This window comes from Ruegeria sp. BI11, from assembly GCF_056538005.1.
The window spans coordinates 1-17,433 of record NZ_JBQFSM010000012.1; the positions used below are offsets into that span (position 1 = coordinate 1).

Here is a 17,433-nt window from a genome sequence, read left to right on the forward strand (position 1 = left end):
GCCTCGGTCCCATCATCGCCGCGCCCTCCCACTCTCAAAACAAGTGAATCAGGACAACAGCAACCAATCAACAGACTTTTTCAACAGTATCCCCGCAAAACGGGCTTTCACTGAATTTTACGGAACGTCCGCATCGAGCCCAAAGCGGTCATAGTGATCTAGTGCTGCGCGCGCACGCAGTACGAAAATTGCTGCGTCTGCGGGGTTCTTGGCGCTGCTGGGCGGCGGAAAAGCCTGCCATTCGTTCGTGGCGCGGCGAGCACTTGGAGGGCGAGGATAAAGTCGCGGACAAATCTGCCTTTAAAACGAAACGTAACAAAGTCTGCTTTCGAATCTGGAAAGCGAATAAGGGGATGTTGTTTCAAAAGATTGGTTCAAACTATCCGCCAATCTGAAATGAAGGTCTATAACTACATTCGCTGCCGTTTCGTATCTTTAGCGACTTGAACCACTCAAGTAAGGGCGCAGGACAGAACCACCTGACTTACACACCTTGAGCTGTGATCAGTTGGAAATGTAGAACCTGTTCATTTCATCAGGTTCTACTTTCCATAGATTGGCTAACTGTTAGGCAAGCTCACGCGCAATGTGACGTGCCTGGGCCTGAGCTGAGGCGACCGAAGCTTTGTGACGCTCATCGGCGAATTCCTGATACTCGGCCGCAGCTTCGAACATGCGTTCTGCGCCCAGGTACTTGCGCAATGTGCCGATATGCGCAGATAGGTGACCCGAGTCATTGCGAATTCCACCCTCATCAAAGCCGAATTCGCCAGCCGATGTCAGCAGCACCAGTGTTTTGCCGGACATGATCGGTTCCAGAGGGAAGTCACCGCGCGCCAAGTCAAACGTAAATGTCTTGTTGATCCGGATGATCTGATCAAACCAAGCCTTCAGGGCTGCGGGCATGCCGTAGTTGTACATGGGCGTCGAAATCAAAAGGATGTCGGAGCGGTCGATCTCGTCAATCAGCGTATCAGACAAGCTGATCAAAGCGCTCTGTTCAGGAGTGCGTTCCTCTTCTGCTGTAAAGACGGACGCGATCCAATCGTTGGAAATGAAATCCGGCGGGGCCATTCCGACGTCACGCACAATAACTTCGACGCTCGGATCAACCGTTTTCCATTCTTCCACGAAACTGTCCGCCAAAGCACGGGAAATGGAGTTATAGGCCGCAACAGGGTTGTCGGTGCGGCGCACGCTGGCGTCAATTCTCAGGATTGTGGTCATCTTGTCACCTAGTCAGTTTGCAATGAACTATTCAAAGGTGAGGCCAGAGACGCGAAGGTACAAATGAAGAGAATTCTGAATAGAGTGAACTGACCTCAGCCATCTCTAATCGCTGAAAAAATCTTCTCCAGATGACACGCCGTCGCAAGTACATCCGCGTCCCTGTTTGCGCCGCCGCTCAAAGATAGGCTGACCCCCGGTCTCCGGTCTCCAAATGGAATGGAAATTGTTGGGGCATTGAGGAAAGCGGCTTTCATCGATACCGACAGGATACGGGCGTTTTCCCGTGCAAAGACTCCTTTATCGCGGGTCACAGCCTGAACAGACGGCGGGTACGACGGCAATGTCGGGTAAAGCAGCATCTTCCCTGCCAGTTCCCTGCCAAAGTCCGGGATGAGGGCCCGCCGGATTTCCAGCAATGCCTCCAGATCTGTGCCAAGGATTGAAGCCGCCTGAGCAAGGCGATCCTGCAAATTTGGGTCCAGTCTGGCCTGCTGGTCTCCGACCAGATTTGACAGAAGACGAAAGGCTTCGGCACTCACCAGCGTTCCATAGGTTTGGAAGATCTCCGTGACACGAGTGAAACTTCGGATATCAACCCTTTCCAGTTCGATGCCGTGCTCGGACAAATGCTGCTGGGCCTGTTCGTACATGGCCTTGATTTCCAGGTTAAATCCCACCAGGGCATCTTCTCTCAGGCACAGAATTTGACGGCAGGCGTGCCCGGTTTTTTTGCAATCCGACAAAACGCGATCTACAGCGCAAATCTGACTGACGTTTAAGGCAAGTGAGCCTGGCGTATCCAAGGAAGGTGCCAGAGGTAAAATCCCGGCGCTTTCATAGCGGTTCATAGTTGGGCGAAACCCCACAAGGCCCTGACAGGCGGCCGGAATGCGCACGGAGCCGGAAGTATCGGTGCCTAAGGCGATGTCGGCCAAGCCCAAGGCAACGGCCGATGCCGAACCGCTCGAGGACCCTCCAGGCACCATTGTGCTATCTAACGCATTTAGAGGGGTGCCGAAATGCGGATTAACTCCGAGCCCGGAGAAGGCGAGCTCCGACATGTTCACATGGCCCAGAACTATCGCGCCCGCAGAACGGAGCTTGGCCACGATCGGGGCGTCATTGTCTGCTGGTTGAGGATCGATGGCCAAAGATCCCGCATGGCTTCGGAGCGCTTGCACGTCGATATTGGCCTTCACTGCAAGAAACTGGCCGTCCAACGGGCCAAGCAGCCTCCCTGCGGCCCGCCGCGCGGCGGCAGATCGGGCATCCTGCAACAGTCTATCTGGCGCTATGCTAAGGAATACCTCGCGCTGCGTATCTAGGGAAGCCAGGAAGTCGCGCGCTCGTTGAAGGATATTCATGTCGTCAGGACCGGAGCCTTATAATAGGGCAGTTCTTCAACCCGTACGCTTTGCCGGTCTGCCTCATATTGCGCGCGCACGTGCTGCGCGATCTCTCCGAGAGTGGCGAACCAGACGTCACCCCTGTTCAAGATGGTTTCCATCCAGTCTTCCACCTGCCGCCACCGCGCCAAACGCCCGGTCAGGAAGGGATGCCAGATGCCGATCCAGAAGCCACCTTCTTCGTATTGGGCTTCGAATTCCTCCCAAAATGGGGTCAGCCCGGCGCGTGGCCCGGCGACGGGCATCATGTAGCCAATCTCCTCAAAGTGGGCGAACTGCGGCCAATCGTCGGTCCCCCAATGCGATGGAAGTTCGACTAAAGTCCGCCCGCCGGATCGCATGAGATATGGCAAATCATCCGCCATCAGCGAACTGTCATAGTCGAATTCATGCTTGTTCAGCAGGTCGATGACGGCTTGCGTTACATTGTAAACCGGTGCGCGATAGCCTTTTGGCACATTTCCCAGAACCCGCTTATGCGACTCCAGCGCGCGTTCAAACCAATAGGCTTGTTCAGACGAGCTGTGGTTTGTCGGGTCTTCGTGCAAATAGCCATGATGGCCGATTTCATGACCATCTTTCAGGATGGCTTGCATAGCATCTGGATATTGTTCCACGACCCATCCGGGTGCGAAGAAGGACTGTTTCAGCCCGAGACGTTTGTAGGTTTCTAGTATCCGAGGGATGGCAACCGTCGGCCCGTAGCGCCCCATGGAGATCGGATAGAGGCGATCATGCCCGTCGACCGGTTTTGCTATATGGATCAGGCTGTCCGCATCGATATCAAAGGTGATCGCACAGGCGCATCGCGCGCCGTTTGGCCAGATTATCTTCTTCTGCATGGTCTTGCTCCTCTGTCACAATTGCGGGGCGTTGTTCGTCAGCCAATCGTCATACCAGCGCTGCAATGCGGATTTGACGGCGGCATATTCACTGGCGCTCAGCCTTTGATCCGCGGCGCGCTGCATGCCGTCGGTGATGTTTTGAAGAATTGTCTTTTCGTCGCACTTTTGGGCCTCGCCGTGCGAAACGGCCAGTTGTCCACCGGTGAAGACGCTCTGGATGTCCGTGGATTTTGCCGAGCTGACCAACAGCTCAACCGGATCAATGCCGGGGTCTAACCAGGGACCTTCAAGACGGTCCAGGCGCAGGATCACAAAGTCGGCGCGTTTGCCGACGGACAGGCTTCCGATGCTGTGATCCATACCCATCAAACGCGCGCCACCCAAAGTGGCCATGTCGAAAACATCCTTCGCGGTCAGGCTAGGGTTCGCTCGATCACTCGACCAATAAAGGCTTTGCGCCAGACGCATTTCGGCGAACATATCGTCATCGCCTGCCAGGCTGGTCCCATCCATCCCCAGTGCGAGGTTGATGCCCATCCGCTTCATCAATGGCGCGGGTGCAATGCCGGACCGCAGCCGCAAATTGGAGCTAGGATTGCACACGATATGCGCGCGCGCCTCGGCCACTCGCGCCAGATCTTTTTCGTCCGTCCAGACCATATGCGCCAAAGACAAGCCGTCAGTGAGTAGGCCAGCTTTGCCCAATTCTGCGATGGCACCCTGAAAACTCCAGGCTGAAGCCGACAGGTGCTGCAGCCGAGACTCTTCGGCATGGGTGTGAATGCGCTGGCCGCTTTCGCGAACATCCCTGGCGATGTCGCGCAGGGCCTCACGGCCCGTCCAATGCGGTGCCGTTGGGCCAAACCACACATCAGCGCATTCAGAAGCCTCGTATTCGCCATACGTCCGCGACAGAAGCCGCACAAAGCTCCGCGGTTCAATACGTGTGCGCGCAACGTACTGGCGTTGCAGTTTGCGTCGCAGAACCTCGGGCAAGGTGACCAGAAACGATTGGCTTTGCCCATATGGATGCACAAGCTGGTTGTGCCATCTCTCGCCCGGCGCGATGGCACAGGACAGGCCAAGCGCATTATATACGGCGATTTTGTCCCTTATCTTCGCTTCGGCAATGGCCGCTGTCTGACCCGCGGTGCAGGCATCCACAACAGCCGTTACCCCATTCTTCAGCAAGCGCAGTGCCGCGTATTCGGTGGCGAGGCGCGGCGCAATGTCGGCTGCGCCAGCGGAGGCGAAAATCCAAGGCTCTAACAGGTCATCCCGTATCCCTTGGTTGATCAGGTTCACCCCATAACAATGGTGATGAGCATTCACAAACCCGGGCAGGATCGCCGTGTTTGTGTCCGAGTGCACCCTTGCGCTGGGATAACGTGACTTCAATACGGCCAGAGGTGCTAAGTCACCTATTCTACCGTCTAGAACATAAAGAGCGAAGTCGTTGTGACTGTGAAAAGCATCTTCGATGATCCAGCGGGCAGAAAATATGTCGCCGCCATTAGCTGTCATGAACAACAAATTCCAGCGCGCTGGGTTTGCCTTCGTCCCCGTTGACTGGAGTGATATCTTGCGGGCAGGCCGACATCACGGCGTAGACTGGCATCTCAGCTTTGAATGTTATGCTATCCCCCGCCTTTGACACGGGCGCAGCCCAGGCAAGGCTGCCATCAGGGTGAACTGGGACGTTCATCCACAGATTGAAGGGCGCTGGCACATGCGGTGCTTTTTTCCCGATAGCAAGCAAGGCCTGCCTCAAGTTGTCGGCGCAATTGTCGTGGTAATCAGTAACGCCCAATTGCTTGTACCGGTTGGCATCGCAAGCGGCGACCGTTGTGTCATGAACACCCGGCGATGTGTCTTGGGTCAGCGTCAGAAGAGGATTGCGCAGATTGCTGACCAACCTGTCACCGACCTTTGGGAAAACAGACAGAAGATCCGTATGCACATGCGGCATAGACAAATATTCTTGCAGCTCTGCCGCATTGAAGGCCCAGAAATCGCAGACTTGCCAGCCGGTCGGGTTGATGATGGTCAAAGTCTGACCAGCTTTCAAACGCGCCGCGACACCGCAACGTGCTGGCACCGTATACCGTTTTGCAATGACCGGGGCGCCGTCGGCAGAGACCGTGCTGTCCAGAGTTTGATTGAAACTATCGGGTTGGGAAGGGGCAAAACTTTGCATGCGCAAGAACTCCTGATTAGGAGTTCAGAAACGCATGCTTCTCGGCAATTTAGAAATGACAAAATTTCAAGCGACGGATTAGGTCGTTGCGGTCATGCTATTCTTCAAAAAACCTTTGACCAACGGCGCTGTCGCGAAAGTCATCTGCTTGGTCCAATAGCCATTCCCGGAACACACGAACGCGTGCACGATTGGCGTAAGTTTCCGGGCAGACGAGAAAATAGCTCTTGTTCTTCAATGCCGTGTCAAAGGGGGCGACCAGCATATTACGTTCCAGAAAACGCGCGGCGGCCAAAAGGCTGACCAGGGCCACACCATGACCATCGCATGCCGTCAGCAAGCAGATGTGTTCCTCGGAATAAGTGACATAGGGCTCGACATCACCAGTCTGCAAGCCAGCCGCGTCCATCCAGCGCTCCCAACTCGGATCCGCATCAGAAAACCCGCTCCATTGGTATTCGATCAGACGAGACTTCAGAAGATCTTCGGGGGAACTCAGTGACTTCGCCTTTTCCACGCTGCAGACAGGGGCTACCCAGTCATTCAAGACCCAAGCCACATTGCTGTCAGGATAATCGCCAAAGCCATACCGAATGGCCACATCCACATCGCTGGATTTGAAATCCACCAGTTGATCGCTAGATAGAACCCTTACCGAAATCTCCGGGTATTTCTCGTAAAAGCCTCGCAGCCGCGGGCTAAGCCAGTTGGCGGCAAAGGATCCGGTGGTTGAGATTGTCAATGTGCCTGCAAGGTCGTCTTCCTCCAGCGCGAGAGAGGCGGCTTCGATGTTCTTGAAGGCCTCAATAATGTGGGGCGCGTAATTGGCCCCATCCTCCGTCAATTTCAAGGCGCGGGTCAGCCGGTGGAACAGGGGCACCCCAAGTTGATCCTCCAGCGATTTGATCTGATGGGAAATGGCAGTCGGAGTGACGCATAATTCATCGGCGGCATCCTTGAAACTCAGATGCCGACAGGCCGCTTCGAAGGCCTGAATGCTTTTCAACGACGGTATCTTCGCCATAACGCGCGGCTTTGCTCTCCTGATGCGATGCTATTTCGTCGCTCCACTCTAACCCGATTGCCAGTTCACATGTGGACGAATTTCTCAGCTGTGAGGTGAAAACATCTAATTTGAGAAGATAGGGCATTCTCTCTTGAATTTGCGTGAAAGTTGGGAGGTTGTCTTGGATCCATTTTTGAAAGTCACCGGCATCGATAAGTCGTTTGGCGCCGTTCGTGCATTGAACAACGTCAATCTGCTGGCCTCCAAGGGCGAGTGCATTGCGATTTTGGGCGAGAACGGAGCGGGGAAAACCACGTTCGCAAGCGTTTTGATCGGTCTGTATCAGCCCGATAACGGCGAAATCAAACTGGGCGGAACACCTGTTTCGGTGACCAGCCCAGCAAAAGCTATTGAGCATGGGATCGGCATGATCCACCAACATTTCAGCCTGGTCGGCGCAATGAACGCCGAAGAGAACATTCTGATCGGCTTGCCCAGCACAAAGAGGGGTGCAGAAGCGCGGGCGCGCATTCGGCAGCTTTGCAGCGACTTTGACTTTAACGTCGATTTTGACATCCGCGTCACGGAAATGCCTGTGGGCATGAAGCAAAGGGTGGAAATCCTTAAGGCGCTGTTTCGCGATGTATCGATCCTGATCCTGGATGAACCCACCAGCGTTCTTGCCCCGACCGAAGTCGCGCCGTTTCTCAAAGGGGTGCGCAAGCTGGTCGCCAACGGCTGCCTTGTCTTTTTCATCAGCCACAAGCTCGATGAAATCCGCGAAATTGCCGATCGCGTCATGATAATGCGCCATGGGCGTGTCGAGGGAGTTCTTCCAGTTGCGACCACGCCTATGGCCCAGATGTCAGCGCTTATGATGGGAGACAAGCCGACCGGCGAAACGGTCGAGACGCCCAAGGCCAAAAAGGCGCGCAACGACACCAGCTCAGCACCGGACGCTCTGGTTGTCTCTGATGTCTGCCTGATCGATCCAGGCGGCGCGGAAATCCTGCAGGATCTGACCCTCTCCGTGAAGGCTGGCGAAATCCTTGGAATCGCCGGGATCGATGGCAATGGTCAGACGGAGTTGAGCGAGGTGATCACCGGCCTCAAAAGGCAAACCAGCGGCACCATCCACCTTAATGGCAAGGAGATATCAAGCGCCTCCATCACTTCGCGCATTGCAGATGGCATCGGCTTTGTGCCCGAGGACCGACATGCCGAAGGCTTGGTTCTGTCACTCAGTGTCGAAGAAAATCTTGCTTTTCGATCCATTGGTGATGACAGGTTCATGTCAGGCGGTCTGATTTCCCGGCGCGCGATGCACGAGATCGCAAGCGACGTGGTCGCGGCCTTTGACATTAGGCCCCCTGACCCAAAATTGAACGCCTCGGCTCTATCCGGTGGCAATCAACAAAAGATCGTTCTGGCCCGTGAAGTGGCCCGGGCGCGCAATCTTTTGGTCGTCGTACAGCCGACTAAAGGGCTTGACGTCGGCGCAACGGAATTTGTTCAGAACCAGATCCGTGCCGTCGCCCAAAGCGGCGTGGGGGTTCTCTATATCTCCACTGAACTTGAACATGTGCTCGACATCTCTGACCGCGTCGCCGTGATGGCCTTTGGTCGGATCACGGGTGTTGTCGATCCAGAAAACACAACTCTTCAAGACATCGGGCTCTTGATGACCGCAGCGCCGGAGGAGGTACAATGAACAGGTTTACCATGCAACGCCGAATTGCGATTGCCTTACTGTTAGCGCTGAGCGTTGGCGGCGTGCTGATCCTGCTCGACGGGCACAACCCGTTTGAGGCCTATAAGGTTCTGTTTCTGGAATCTTTCCTGAATTACTGGGGTTTCTCCAATACTTTGGTCAAAGCCTCGCCGATGCTTCTGGCCGGGCTGGCCGTGATCATCCCGATGCGCGCCGGTGTGTTCAACATCGGTGGCGAAGGACAGATCTATATTGGTGGGTTGTTTGGCGCTGTCTTTGCTTTGGCGATCCCCGATCTGCCCGGTCTCTTGGGCGTGCCGCTGATATTTATCGCCGCCGCCGCCGGCGGGGCGTTCTGGGCGGCAATTCCTGCGTATCTCAAAGCCTATCGGGGCACGAATGAGGTCATCGTCACGCTGTTGATGAACTTCATTGCGATCCACATCGTCAGCTATGCCGTGGCTGGGCCGCTATTGGCTGAAGGCGCGCCATATCCTTATTCGGAGGAAGTCTCAGAAGCCTATCGCCTGCCTATTCTGATGCCGCAATCTGATACCCATGCGGGCTTTGCTTTCGGGCTGGGCATGACGATCATCTTGTATTTCTGGCTGCGCTTCACGCCATCGGGCTTCCAACTGGATCTTGTGGGGCGCAATGCCCGCGCTGCGGCCTACGCCGGTGTGGACCAGAAAAAGACCGTCATCCGCGCCATGTTGATTGGCGGCAGCCTTGCAGGCATGGCCGGCGCAATCGAGGTGATCGGGTTGAAGTACCGCCTGTTCCACCTGTTTAGCGATGGCTACGGCTATGACGGAATTGTCGTCGCCTTCCTTGCGGCTCTTAACCCAATTGTCGCGCCTTTGACCGCGCTGTTCCTTGCCGGGCTTTCTGCCGGCGCGGGAACGATGCAACGTGCCGTCGGGGTCGACAGTTCCGTCATCGAAGTGGTCGAGGGGCTCGTTGTGGTTCTGGTCGCCGCCGCCCTCGTGACACCGCGAACCAGGTCAATATCCATTTTGAAACCACTGGCAAAAAACCTGCGGCTGCGCCGCCAAACACAACGCCAAAAGAAAGAGGCATAGGCTATGATTGATCTTGTTTTGCTTGGCGACGTCCTTGCCGGAACCGCCCGATTGGGTACGCCAATTGCTTTTGCTGCCCTTGGCGGGGTGATTGCGGAACGTGGCGGGCTGTACAACATCGGTCTCGAAGGTCAGATCCTCGCCGGAGCGCTTGGCGCCGCTGCTGGTTCTTTCGCAACGGGCTCTGCCATGATCGGGCTCGGATGCGGGATCATTTGCGGCCTGATCTCCGGCCTTCTGCTTGGGTATATGTCGATCCGGCTGCGCATCAACCAGCTGGTTGGCGGTATCGGCCTCAACCTGCTGCTGGCCGGACTCACAGCTTTTCTGTCCCGTCAGATATTTGGTGCTCAGGCCGGAGGGGCGCGGGTAAACGGGTTCTCGCAGATCGATATTCCCTTCTTGTCAGATCTTCCCGTCGTTGGCCCGTCCCTGTTCTCCCAGGATCCGCTGTTCTACCTTTTGATCGGATTGGCAATAGCCGCCTGGTTCTGGCTGATGAAATCCCACAAGGGTCTGGATCTTCGCGCCGTTGGCGAAAACCCGAAGGCCGCGGACTTGGCCGGGGTTCCTGTCTTTCGCATGCAATATCTCGTAATCGTAGTCAGCGGAGCCCTCGCGGCACTGGCAGGGGTGCATCTGGTCTTATCGCAAGTCTATGTGTTTGCGGAAGGCATGAGCGCGGGCAAAGGCTTCATTGCGCTTGCGGCTATCATCTTAGGACGTTGGTCGCCCATCGGCGCGATCTGCGCGGCGCTTTTCTTCGGCTTCTGTGATGCGGTGCAATTCAAACTGCAATTCACCTCGCCAGAGATTCCCTATCAGCTCTTCCTGATCTTGCCTTACTTCGCATCGCTCATCGCACTCGTGGTCCTCGGCGCCAAGGCCAGCGCACCTGCAAGCGTTGGACTGCCCTACGACCGAGAGCATCGATAAATCTCAGCCGTGACGTGAGAAACCATCGTTTTTCACGTCGCGATCCTCCCGTCACCCTGACAACACATATCCAATATGGGAGAACAACAATGCAATTGAAGTCCAAACTATTAGCGGGGCTTGCGGTACTGATGTTGGCCGGGCCTGCGACCGCTGAGGGGATCGAACGCGCCGCGATCGTTATGCCCGGATCGATCTCTGATAATGGCTGGAACCAAGCCGGATTCGAAGGTCTTACCAAGGCAGGTGAAGTGCTTGGCTTTGAAGCCGCTTTTTCAGAAAGCGTGCATCAGCCGGAACAAATCGAAGTCCTGAGCGACTACGCGCGCCGGGGGTATGACCTTGTGATCGGTCACGGCGGAGAGTTCCAGGACGCAGTGGAACGTGTCGCAGCACGCTTCCCGGAAACCATGTTCATGGTGAACAACGGAATGGGCACAAAAGAAAACATTGCCAACGCGGATTTCTATTTCAGTCAAATCGCTTATCTGATGGGCTACGTCGCGGGCTCCATGTCAGACACAGGCACCATTGGCATAATCGCAGCGCAACAGTTCAAATTCACGACCGACACCGTTGCTGGCTATGAAGCAGGGGCCAAAGCGGCCAATCCGGACGTCAGAGTTCTGGTAACCTGGACCGGCGACTGGGATGACATCGCCAAGGGCAAAGAAGCTGCTTTGAACCAAATTTCCCAAGGCGCCGATGTCGTCTGGCCGACAATGGACAGCGCGACGCTGGGCTCCATGCAGGCCGTTCAGGAAAAAGGCGTCTATGGCATCGGCATCTATCGTGATGCGCTCAACGAATGGCCGGAAATCCTGCAGTCCGCTATTCTGGATGTCCGAGGCAACATGCGGTCCTACTTGGAACTGGCAGCTGCTGGAAAACTGGAAGGTGCACTCTACCGGGCGGATATGGGCAATGAACTGGCCATGCGGATCGGGTCGTTCCACCCAGATATCCCGTTGGAAGTTGTGGATGAAGTCAACAAACTGATCGACGCCATGAAGTCAGGCACTTTGGTTGTAAATCCACAATAAGGAATCCCTAATAATCGCTCCTCTTATTACTCTCGCCCCCAAGACTGGGGGCATTTTTTAGTATTGGAGAAATCAATAATTGAAGCCTTTCGCTTGTACCGCGTGGGATTGCGATACCCCCAATTTCGCCGGAATCTCTATGCTTTCTATTCCTGATCATCAGTTCGACAACACCCGAAATTGAACAAATTCAGGACTGCCTAAGATCCAACCATGCAAAACGCTCAATCAACATCATCCTTGCAAAATCTGTGACCAGACATCCATGCGCATTTCAGCGTCGGTCAAACTGGGCTCTTCGTCGTCGTTCGCTGCGAGCGCAAATTCAAAGGCTGCCTGAACTCGCGAAATGCGGACGAAGCCGCCTTTCAGGTTTTCCTGTCGCCGTTAAAAACTATTCTGGTACCACCTCGATCAAATAACGCACGTTTTGGAGAGTATTTTGACCGCCGTCCCATTTTGAAACAGCCAAAATTGACAAGTCGTAGGTGCCGACCGGAAGAGGTTTAAGCATGAACCAATAGCCATCAGTTGCGGATGGATAATAACTCGGCGGATTGTACTCACTGGGAATTCGGGCAAGAATATCAAAGCAATCTGACGATCCAACAAGATGCAATGCAGGATTTGGAAATGGCGTCCCGTTTAGTTTGACTTCGATAACGTCACTCGAAACTGGCTCAAAATCTACCCACGCCTTAGCCTCGTCACAACTCTGTTCAACACCGGGAGGCGTCCAACCGATGTTGTTAATGACTGTAAAGAAAAGGCTTCTCCCAAAAGGTACCTGACACTTCCGTTCAATGAGTTCGCCGGGTTCGGCATCGGCAAGAAACCAGACGCCTCCTGATTGCATAGCAGCACAGTGTATTCCGGTAGAATCAAGTCTCGGGTTCTGTATCTTCGGAATACTATAAAACCACTGCCACCAACGGTTTGCCAAATCTGGCATATCGGCTTCATCTGGTTTTACAAAATAGTCCTGAGGATCGAAGCCTTCTTTCGAAGCAGCAGGTAAAGCTATCAGAAGAATAAAGCAGGAAATTGCTACCCTTATTGATACCCCGGCTCTCACACCTTTTACGCCCATTTTTGCTCCAAGCGAAACCAGTCTATGTGTGTGCATCTATAGACTATCGAGTGTTCCTCGCAACTTGGAAAACCCTCAGGTTCAGATTGTTACTTTGGGCTCGTTGCTGAAGTCTTCTGCACCCCGTATCAGCGATCGGTGGCAGCCCGAAGCAGACATTCACAACTGAGCTTTGCAAATTCCGAGATGTGGACAAATCAGACCTTCGAAGCCCGCGTCGGCAAACTTTCCTCACGGGAAGGTTAACGATCAGCCTCAGCTCACGCTTTCTTCTTCCAGGTGCAGCTTCATCTCTATCAGCACCTGTTGCAGCAGGCTGGTTTCCTTCAACAGGCGTTTGGCTTCGTTCACGGTGATGATGCCGTCTTCGATAGCGGCCTGGTATTCGGTCATCAGCATGGCAAACCGCTGGCTCAGCGCGATGACGTCGGAATTCACCCCGCCGGTGCGCGGGCTTTCAGTGTTGCGACCGTCATAAGACAGCGTGATGTTCTTCAGGTCAGCCAGCGCCGAGGTCACGTGCGGATAGTTCGACACGGCCTCAAGCCGGGCCACAGCATCCACGGGCATAAACCGGTCGGCGTGTTCGGCGTTGTCTGAATAATACCGCCCCAGAGTCGCCTTGGATTTACCCGTGATTTCACACGCGGATTCAATGCCGACGTCTTTGACCAACGCCTCTGTGTGCTTTTTCAGGTAGGCCCCGATATCTGCCATGTTTTTACCTTTGCTGCCTGCCTCGCCCACAAGATCTGCCACTGTGGGGGAAAGGGACAGGAATTTTCCCATACTCGATTCATAATTGAAATGTCATAAATTGGCTATCCCTCAGATATGCAGGGGTTTTGTGAGTGAGTGGCGGCCGTTCCGGCCGGTAATGAGTGATCGCGGGGTGCAATTTATACTCCGCTTTGTATAGGCCGCATGTTGGCCGACGGCGTCGCTGTTGTGGGCGCGGGGGATCCATCCCCTTTGAGCGTAAGCTCAGTCCCTGCAATGACAATGGCGACGTCGCTTCTTTAACGGCTTTTGATATCTTGCCCAGTCCGGTCTTGCCATTTAGACCCGGGCGCATGGCAAAGCTTTACTTCAATTATTCCACCATGAACGCGGGTAAATCGACCGTGTTGCTGCAGGCCTCGCACAACTATCGTGAGCGAGGGATGCACACTTATCTGATGACCGCAGCACTGGATGGGCGTGCCGGTGTTGGAAAGATCGCATCGCGGATCGGGATTGCTGCGGACGCCGATACTTTCGCAACCGAAGATGATGTCTTTGCTATGATTAAATCACGGCTGGGCAAGGGCCAAATTGCCTGTGTCTTTGTCGATGAGGCGCAATTTCTGACGGAAGATCAGGTCTGGCAACTGGCCCGTGCGGTGGATGACCTGAAAGTACCGGTTCTGGCCTACGGGCTGAGGGTGGATTTTCAGGGGCAACTGTTTCCCGGCTCAGCCGCCCTGCTGGCCCTAGCTGATGAAATGCGCGAGGTACGCACCATCTGCAAATGCGGGCGCAAGGCGACAATGGTGATTCGTCAGGACGAAAACGGCAACACCATCACCGAGGGCGCACAGGTGCAGATCGGCGGGAACGAGACTTACGTCTCGCTCTGCCGCAAACATTGGCGCGAAGCGGTCGGGTCTTAAACCGGATTCGGCAACGCGCGCCCCGCGACAAAGGCCTCTACGTTGTCTAGCGCCATATGGCCCATGTCGCTGCGCACTTCCTCGGTGGCTGTGCCCAGATGCGGCAGAAGGGTCACGTTGTCCACGTCGCGCAGGGCCTGAGGAACGGCGGGTTCGAATTCGTAGACGTCCAAGCCGGCGCCCGCGATCTGGCCGGATTGTAGAGCGGTGATCAGGGCGGTCTCGTCAATGACCTCTCCGCGGGCGATATTGACCAGGATGCCGGATGGGTTCATGGCCTCCAGCACCTGCACGTTGATCAAGTGTCGGGTTTCGGCCCCACCGGGCACTGCAATCACAAGGAAATCGACCGAGGCCGCCAAAGACGATAGATCGGCGATGTATTCAGCAGGAAACTCTACGTCCTTCGGGCTGCGCGACTGATACAAAACCTGCATCCCGAACCCGAAATGACAGCGCCGGGCAATGGCCTGACCAATCCGGCCCATACCAACAATGCCGACACGCTTGCCAGTCACATGATGGCCCAGCATCTGCGTCGGATGCCATCCTTGCCATTCACCTGCGCGGACCAGTCGTTCGCCCTCACCCGCTCGGCGGGCCGTGGACAGCAATAGGGTCATGGCAATATCGGCCGTTGCATCGGTGACGGCGCCCGGCGTGTTGGTGACGGCAACACCGGCGGTGCGCGCGGCTTCTACGTCGATATGGTTGTAACCGACCCCAAAATTGGCAAGCAGCTTGCAACGGGGGCTGGGGACATCAGCAAATATCTGATCCGAGAACTGGTCGCCTAAAGTGGGCACGACCACGTCGAACTCTCTTAGTGCGCAAAGCATTTCTTCAGACGGCATGGGCAGCGTATTAGTGCGGATTTCAACGTCGAACGTGGAACGAGCACGTGCCTCGACGGCGGCGGTCATTGGGCGGGTGATCAGCAATTTCATCAGTGCATCCGCCCGCCGATAGGAACTTCGCCATCTGGGCCAATCAGAACGACCTCACCGTTTTCATCCGGCAAGCCCAGCACCAGAACTTCGGACATGAACCGGCCGATCTGGCGCGGAGGGAAATTCACAACGGCCATCACCTGTTTGCCCACCAAAGTTGATGGATCGTAATGCGCAGTGACCTGGGCCGAGGTTTTCCGTTCACCAATCTCATCACCAAAGTCGATCCACATCTTGATCGCGGGCTTGCGGGCTTCGGGGTAGGGCTCCGCCCGCGTCACTTCACCCACACGAATGTCGACCTTGAGAAAATCGTCAAATGTAATTTCACTCACGGGACAGCTCCTTGGATCGGTCGGTTGCTGCTTTGACGGCGCGGTGCAGCAGGTCGGGAAAGCCTTCTTCTTCGTGCATCAACACCTCAAGTGCGGCTTGCGTTGTGCCGTTCGGAGACGTGACATTGATGCGCAATTGCGACGGGTCTTCGTCGGCCGCCATAGCCAGAGCCCCTGCCCCGGCCACGGTGGACTTGGCCAGCTTCATCGCCAAATCATGCGGCAAGCCCTGTGCCTGACCAGCAGCAGCCAGTGTTTCGATCAGGTGAAAAACATAAGCCGGGCCCGATCCGCTGAGACCGGTAACGGCGTCCATTTGCGCCTCATCTTCCAGCCGAACGGTCTCGCCAATAGCGGACAGCAGGTTTTCGGCCAATGCAACATCCGCGTCCGAAGCATTCGCATTTCCGATCAGCGCTGTGATTCCCTGCCGGATGGCCGCAGGTGTGTTTGGCATCGCGCGCACGATAGGGGTACTTTCGCCCAAAACACCCTCGAACGTGGCAATCGACGTCCCGGCCGCGATCGAGACAAAAAGGCTGTCGCCACCACCCAGCGCTTTGATTGCAGGTAGGGCTTCGCCCATCATCTGCGGCTTGACTGCCACCAGCACCACGGCAGGGGCCTCGGGCAGCGGAGTGTTGATATTAACTCGCTGCTCCTTCAGCCAATCCGAGGGGTTCGGATCAATCACCCAGACCGCTGACGCAGGAAGGCCATGCTCTAACCATCCGGCGAGCATGGCCGATCCCATCTTGCCGCACCCCAGAAGAACCAGCCCCTGCTCGGCGACCCGTGACATGTCCATGATTGCCCCTCTCCTCATTCGGTTCGGGGCAAAGCTTTACGCGCGGCCGTAGGCCTCTGCAATGGCGACTTGCATCGCTTCTTCGGGGGTACGATTGCCCCATGTGACCAACTGGATCGCCGGGTAATAGCGCTCGGCGCTCAGCACGGCGGCGTTGATCATCGTATCGATCTGATCCGGGCTGGCCATCTGACCACCGGCCAGAACCAGACCATAGCGGTACACCATCAGCTTCTGATTGGCCCAGTAGGTAAACGCGCCTGCCCAGCACTGATCATTCATCTTGTTCAGCAGCTCATACAGCTTGGCTTCGCGATCCGTCGGAGGCTCCATCTCGAACGAGCACACCATGCGCAGGGTTTCGTCATAGTTCGACCAAGCCAAAGTGATCGAGTATGTGCGCCACTGCCCTTCGACAGCCATAGCAATCTGATCATCCCCGATCCGGTCAAAATCCCAGTCGTGATGTTCAGCTAAGTGTTCGACAATATCGATCGGATGAAGGTCTTCTTCGAGAAACTGCTCGGAAAGGGCCATAATGCCACCTCACTAATCTCTAGCCTTTAAGGGGCTGGCAGCGCCCCAGCGCTAGTTGCTTACTCTACAAGCCGGGGTATTCCCCGTCTGCCTGTACTAAATATGGTGCGATGCGAGATGGGTTCTGGCAACCCTATTTATTGGGGATAACAGCAATAAGTTGTGGACAGTCGGCAACGGCGATCAAAATATTGGCACGAATTGTACCTTTGTCTTGATAAAACTCTGCAAGACGGCAAGATACACAACACCGCACAACCCAGGGTCGGATTGCGCGGCGCATACCTTTAGCCAAAAATCAAATTGTTGGGGCGTTACTTTTCCAGTTTTGCCTCAAGCGCGGCGATGCGGGCTTCGAGAGCCGCATTTTCTTCACGCGCTTTCTGAGCCATCGCGCGGACAGCGTCGAATTCTTCGCGTGTGACGAAATCGCGGTCGGCCAGCCAGCGGTCGATCATCGACTTCATCGCATTCTCAGCTTCTTCCCGCGCGCCCTGCGCCACACCCATAGCGTTGGTCATCAATTGAGAAACATCGTCGAGGATCTTGTTGCGGGTTTGCATGGCTTTACTCCGAATTCGCGGTTGGTCTCTATATGGGGAATG

Annotated in this window: 18 protein-coding genes; 5 read left to right on the forward strand and 13 right to left on the reverse strand. The window is 55.5% G+C overall.

Annotated features, from left to right (window positions below; translation table 11 throughout):
• Positions 1-567 precede the first annotated feature (567 nt).
• From ACR0DT_RS20165 to gcvA, 6 genes are all read right to left on the reverse strand, one after another.
• Entirely contained in the window at positions 568-1,227 is a 660-nt protein-coding gene (locus ACR0DT_RS20165; RefSeq protein ID WP_480712480.1) for an FMN-dependent NADH-azoreductase, read from the reverse strand.
• Between the two features lie 95 nt (positions 1,228-1,322).
• Positions 1,323-2,594 carry an amidase family protein gene (locus tag ACR0DT_RS20170; RefSeq protein WP_480712481.1) on the reverse strand — a complete coding sequence of 424 codons (1,272 nt, stop codon included), beginning with the start codon at positions 2,592-2,594 and terminating at the stop codon, positions 1,323-1,325.
• On the reverse strand, positions 2,591-3,478 hold the full coding sequence (locus tag ACR0DT_RS20175; RefSeq protein ID WP_480712482.1) for a polysaccharide deacetylase family protein: 888 nt from the start codon (positions 3,476-3,478) through the stop codon (positions 2,591-2,593). Before ACR0DT_RS20175 ends, ACR0DT_RS20170 begins: the two co-directional genes overlap by 4 nt.
• Positions 3,479-3,493: 15 nt before the next feature.
• Entirely contained in the window at positions 3,494-5,005 is a 1,512-nt protein-coding gene (locus ACR0DT_RS20180; RefSeq protein ID WP_480712483.1) for an amidohydrolase family protein, read from the reverse strand.
• Positions 4,995-5,678: a DUF1989 domain-containing protein gene (locus ACR0DT_RS20185; protein ID WP_480712484.1), complete on the reverse strand. Its 684-nt coding sequence runs from the start codon at positions 5,676-5,678 to the stop codon at positions 4,995-4,997. The genes ACR0DT_RS20180 and ACR0DT_RS20185 overlap by 11 nt, the downstream gene beginning before the upstream one ends.
• Before the next feature lie 97 nt (positions 5,679-5,775).
• The gene (gcvA, locus tag ACR0DT_RS20190; protein WP_480712485.1) at positions 5,776-6,702 is read right to left on the reverse strand and encodes a transcriptional regulator GcvA; all 927 of its coding nucleotides are present in this window, start codon (positions 6,700-6,702) and stop codon (positions 5,776-5,778) included.
• A 163-nt stretch (positions 6,703-6,865) separates the two neighbouring features.
• On the opposite strand from gcvA, the gene ACR0DT_RS20195 reads away from it, so the two are divergent.
• From ACR0DT_RS20195 to ACR0DT_RS20210, 4 genes are all read left to right on the forward strand, one after another.
• Positions 6,866-8,395, forward strand: a complete 1,530-nt coding sequence (locus ACR0DT_RS20195; protein WP_480712486.1) for an ABC transporter ATP-binding protein — start codon at positions 6,866-6,868, stop codon at positions 8,393-8,395.
• The gene (locus tag ACR0DT_RS20200) at positions 8,392-9,477 is read left to right on the forward strand and encodes an ABC transporter permease (RefSeq protein WP_480712487.1); all 1,086 of its coding nucleotides are present in this window, start codon (positions 8,392-8,394) and stop codon (positions 9,475-9,477) included. Before ACR0DT_RS20195 ends, ACR0DT_RS20200 begins: the two co-directional genes overlap by 4 nt.
• 3 nt (positions 9,478-9,480) lie before the next feature.
• The gene (locus tag ACR0DT_RS20205; RefSeq protein WP_480712488.1) at positions 9,481-10,413 is read left to right on the forward strand and encodes an ABC transporter permease; all 933 of its coding nucleotides are present in this window, start codon (positions 9,481-9,483) and stop codon (positions 10,411-10,413) included.
• Between the two features lie 89 nt (positions 10,414-10,502).
• Positions 10,503-11,456, forward strand: coding sequence for a BMP family protein (locus ACR0DT_RS20210; protein ID WP_480712489.1), 954 nt, complete (start codon positions 10,503-10,505; stop codon positions 11,454-11,456).
• 394 nt (positions 11,457-11,850) lie between these two features.
• Here ACR0DT_RS20210 and ACR0DT_RS20215 read toward each other — a convergent pair whose 3' ends face one another.
• Positions 11,851-12,546, reverse strand: coding sequence for a hypothetical protein (locus ACR0DT_RS20215; protein WP_480712490.1), 696 nt, complete (start codon positions 12,544-12,546; stop codon positions 11,851-11,853).
• Between the two features lie 255 nt (positions 12,547-12,801).
• The gene (locus tag ACR0DT_RS20220; protein WP_170347863.1) at positions 12,802-13,263 is read right to left on the reverse strand and encodes a hypothetical protein; all 462 of its coding nucleotides are present in this window, start codon (positions 13,261-13,263) and stop codon (positions 12,802-12,804) included.
• Positions 13,264-13,619: 356 nt separating this feature from the next.
• Between ACR0DT_RS20220 and ACR0DT_RS20225 the strand changes: the two genes are divergently transcribed.
• The gene (locus ACR0DT_RS20225) at positions 13,620-14,198 is read left to right on the forward strand and encodes a thymidine kinase (RefSeq protein WP_480712491.1); all 579 of its coding nucleotides are present in this window, start codon (positions 13,620-13,622) and stop codon (positions 14,196-14,198) included.
• Here ACR0DT_RS20225 and ACR0DT_RS20230 read toward each other — a convergent pair.
• The 5 genes from ACR0DT_RS20230 to ACR0DT_RS20250 all read right to left on the reverse strand — a co-directional run bounded on the left by ACR0DT_RS20230 (position 14,195) and on the right by ACR0DT_RS20250 (position 17,391).
• Positions 14,195-15,145: a 2-hydroxyacid dehydrogenase gene (locus tag ACR0DT_RS20230; protein WP_480712492.1), complete on the reverse strand. Its 951-nt coding sequence runs from the start codon at positions 15,143-15,145 to the stop codon at positions 14,195-14,197. The two genes, ACR0DT_RS20225 and ACR0DT_RS20230, sit on opposite strands and share 4 nt — an antisense overlap.
• Positions 15,145-15,483, reverse strand: coding sequence for a tRNA-binding protein (locus ACR0DT_RS20235; protein WP_480712493.1), 339 nt, complete (start codon positions 15,481-15,483; stop codon positions 15,145-15,147). Before ACR0DT_RS20235 ends, ACR0DT_RS20230 begins: the two co-directional genes overlap by 1 nt.
• Complete coding sequence (proC, locus tag ACR0DT_RS20240) at positions 15,476-16,291, reverse strand: pyrroline-5-carboxylate reductase (protein ID WP_480712494.1); 816 nt, start codon at positions 16,289-16,291, stop codon at positions 15,476-15,478. The genes ACR0DT_RS20235 and proC overlap by 8 nt, the downstream gene beginning before the upstream one ends.
• Positions 16,292-16,327: 36 nt before the next feature.
• Positions 16,328-16,828 carry a type III secretion system chaperone family protein gene (locus ACR0DT_RS20245; RefSeq protein WP_480712495.1) on the reverse strand — a complete coding sequence of 167 codons (501 nt, stop codon included), beginning with the start codon at positions 16,826-16,828 and terminating at the stop codon, positions 16,328-16,330.
• Positions 16,829-17,142: 314 nt separating this feature from the next.
• On the reverse strand, positions 17,143-17,391 hold the full coding sequence (locus tag ACR0DT_RS20250) for an accessory factor UbiK family protein (RefSeq protein WP_171669487.1): 249 nt from the start codon (positions 17,389-17,391) through the stop codon (positions 17,143-17,145).
• Positions 17,392-17,433 lie beyond the last annotated feature (42 nt).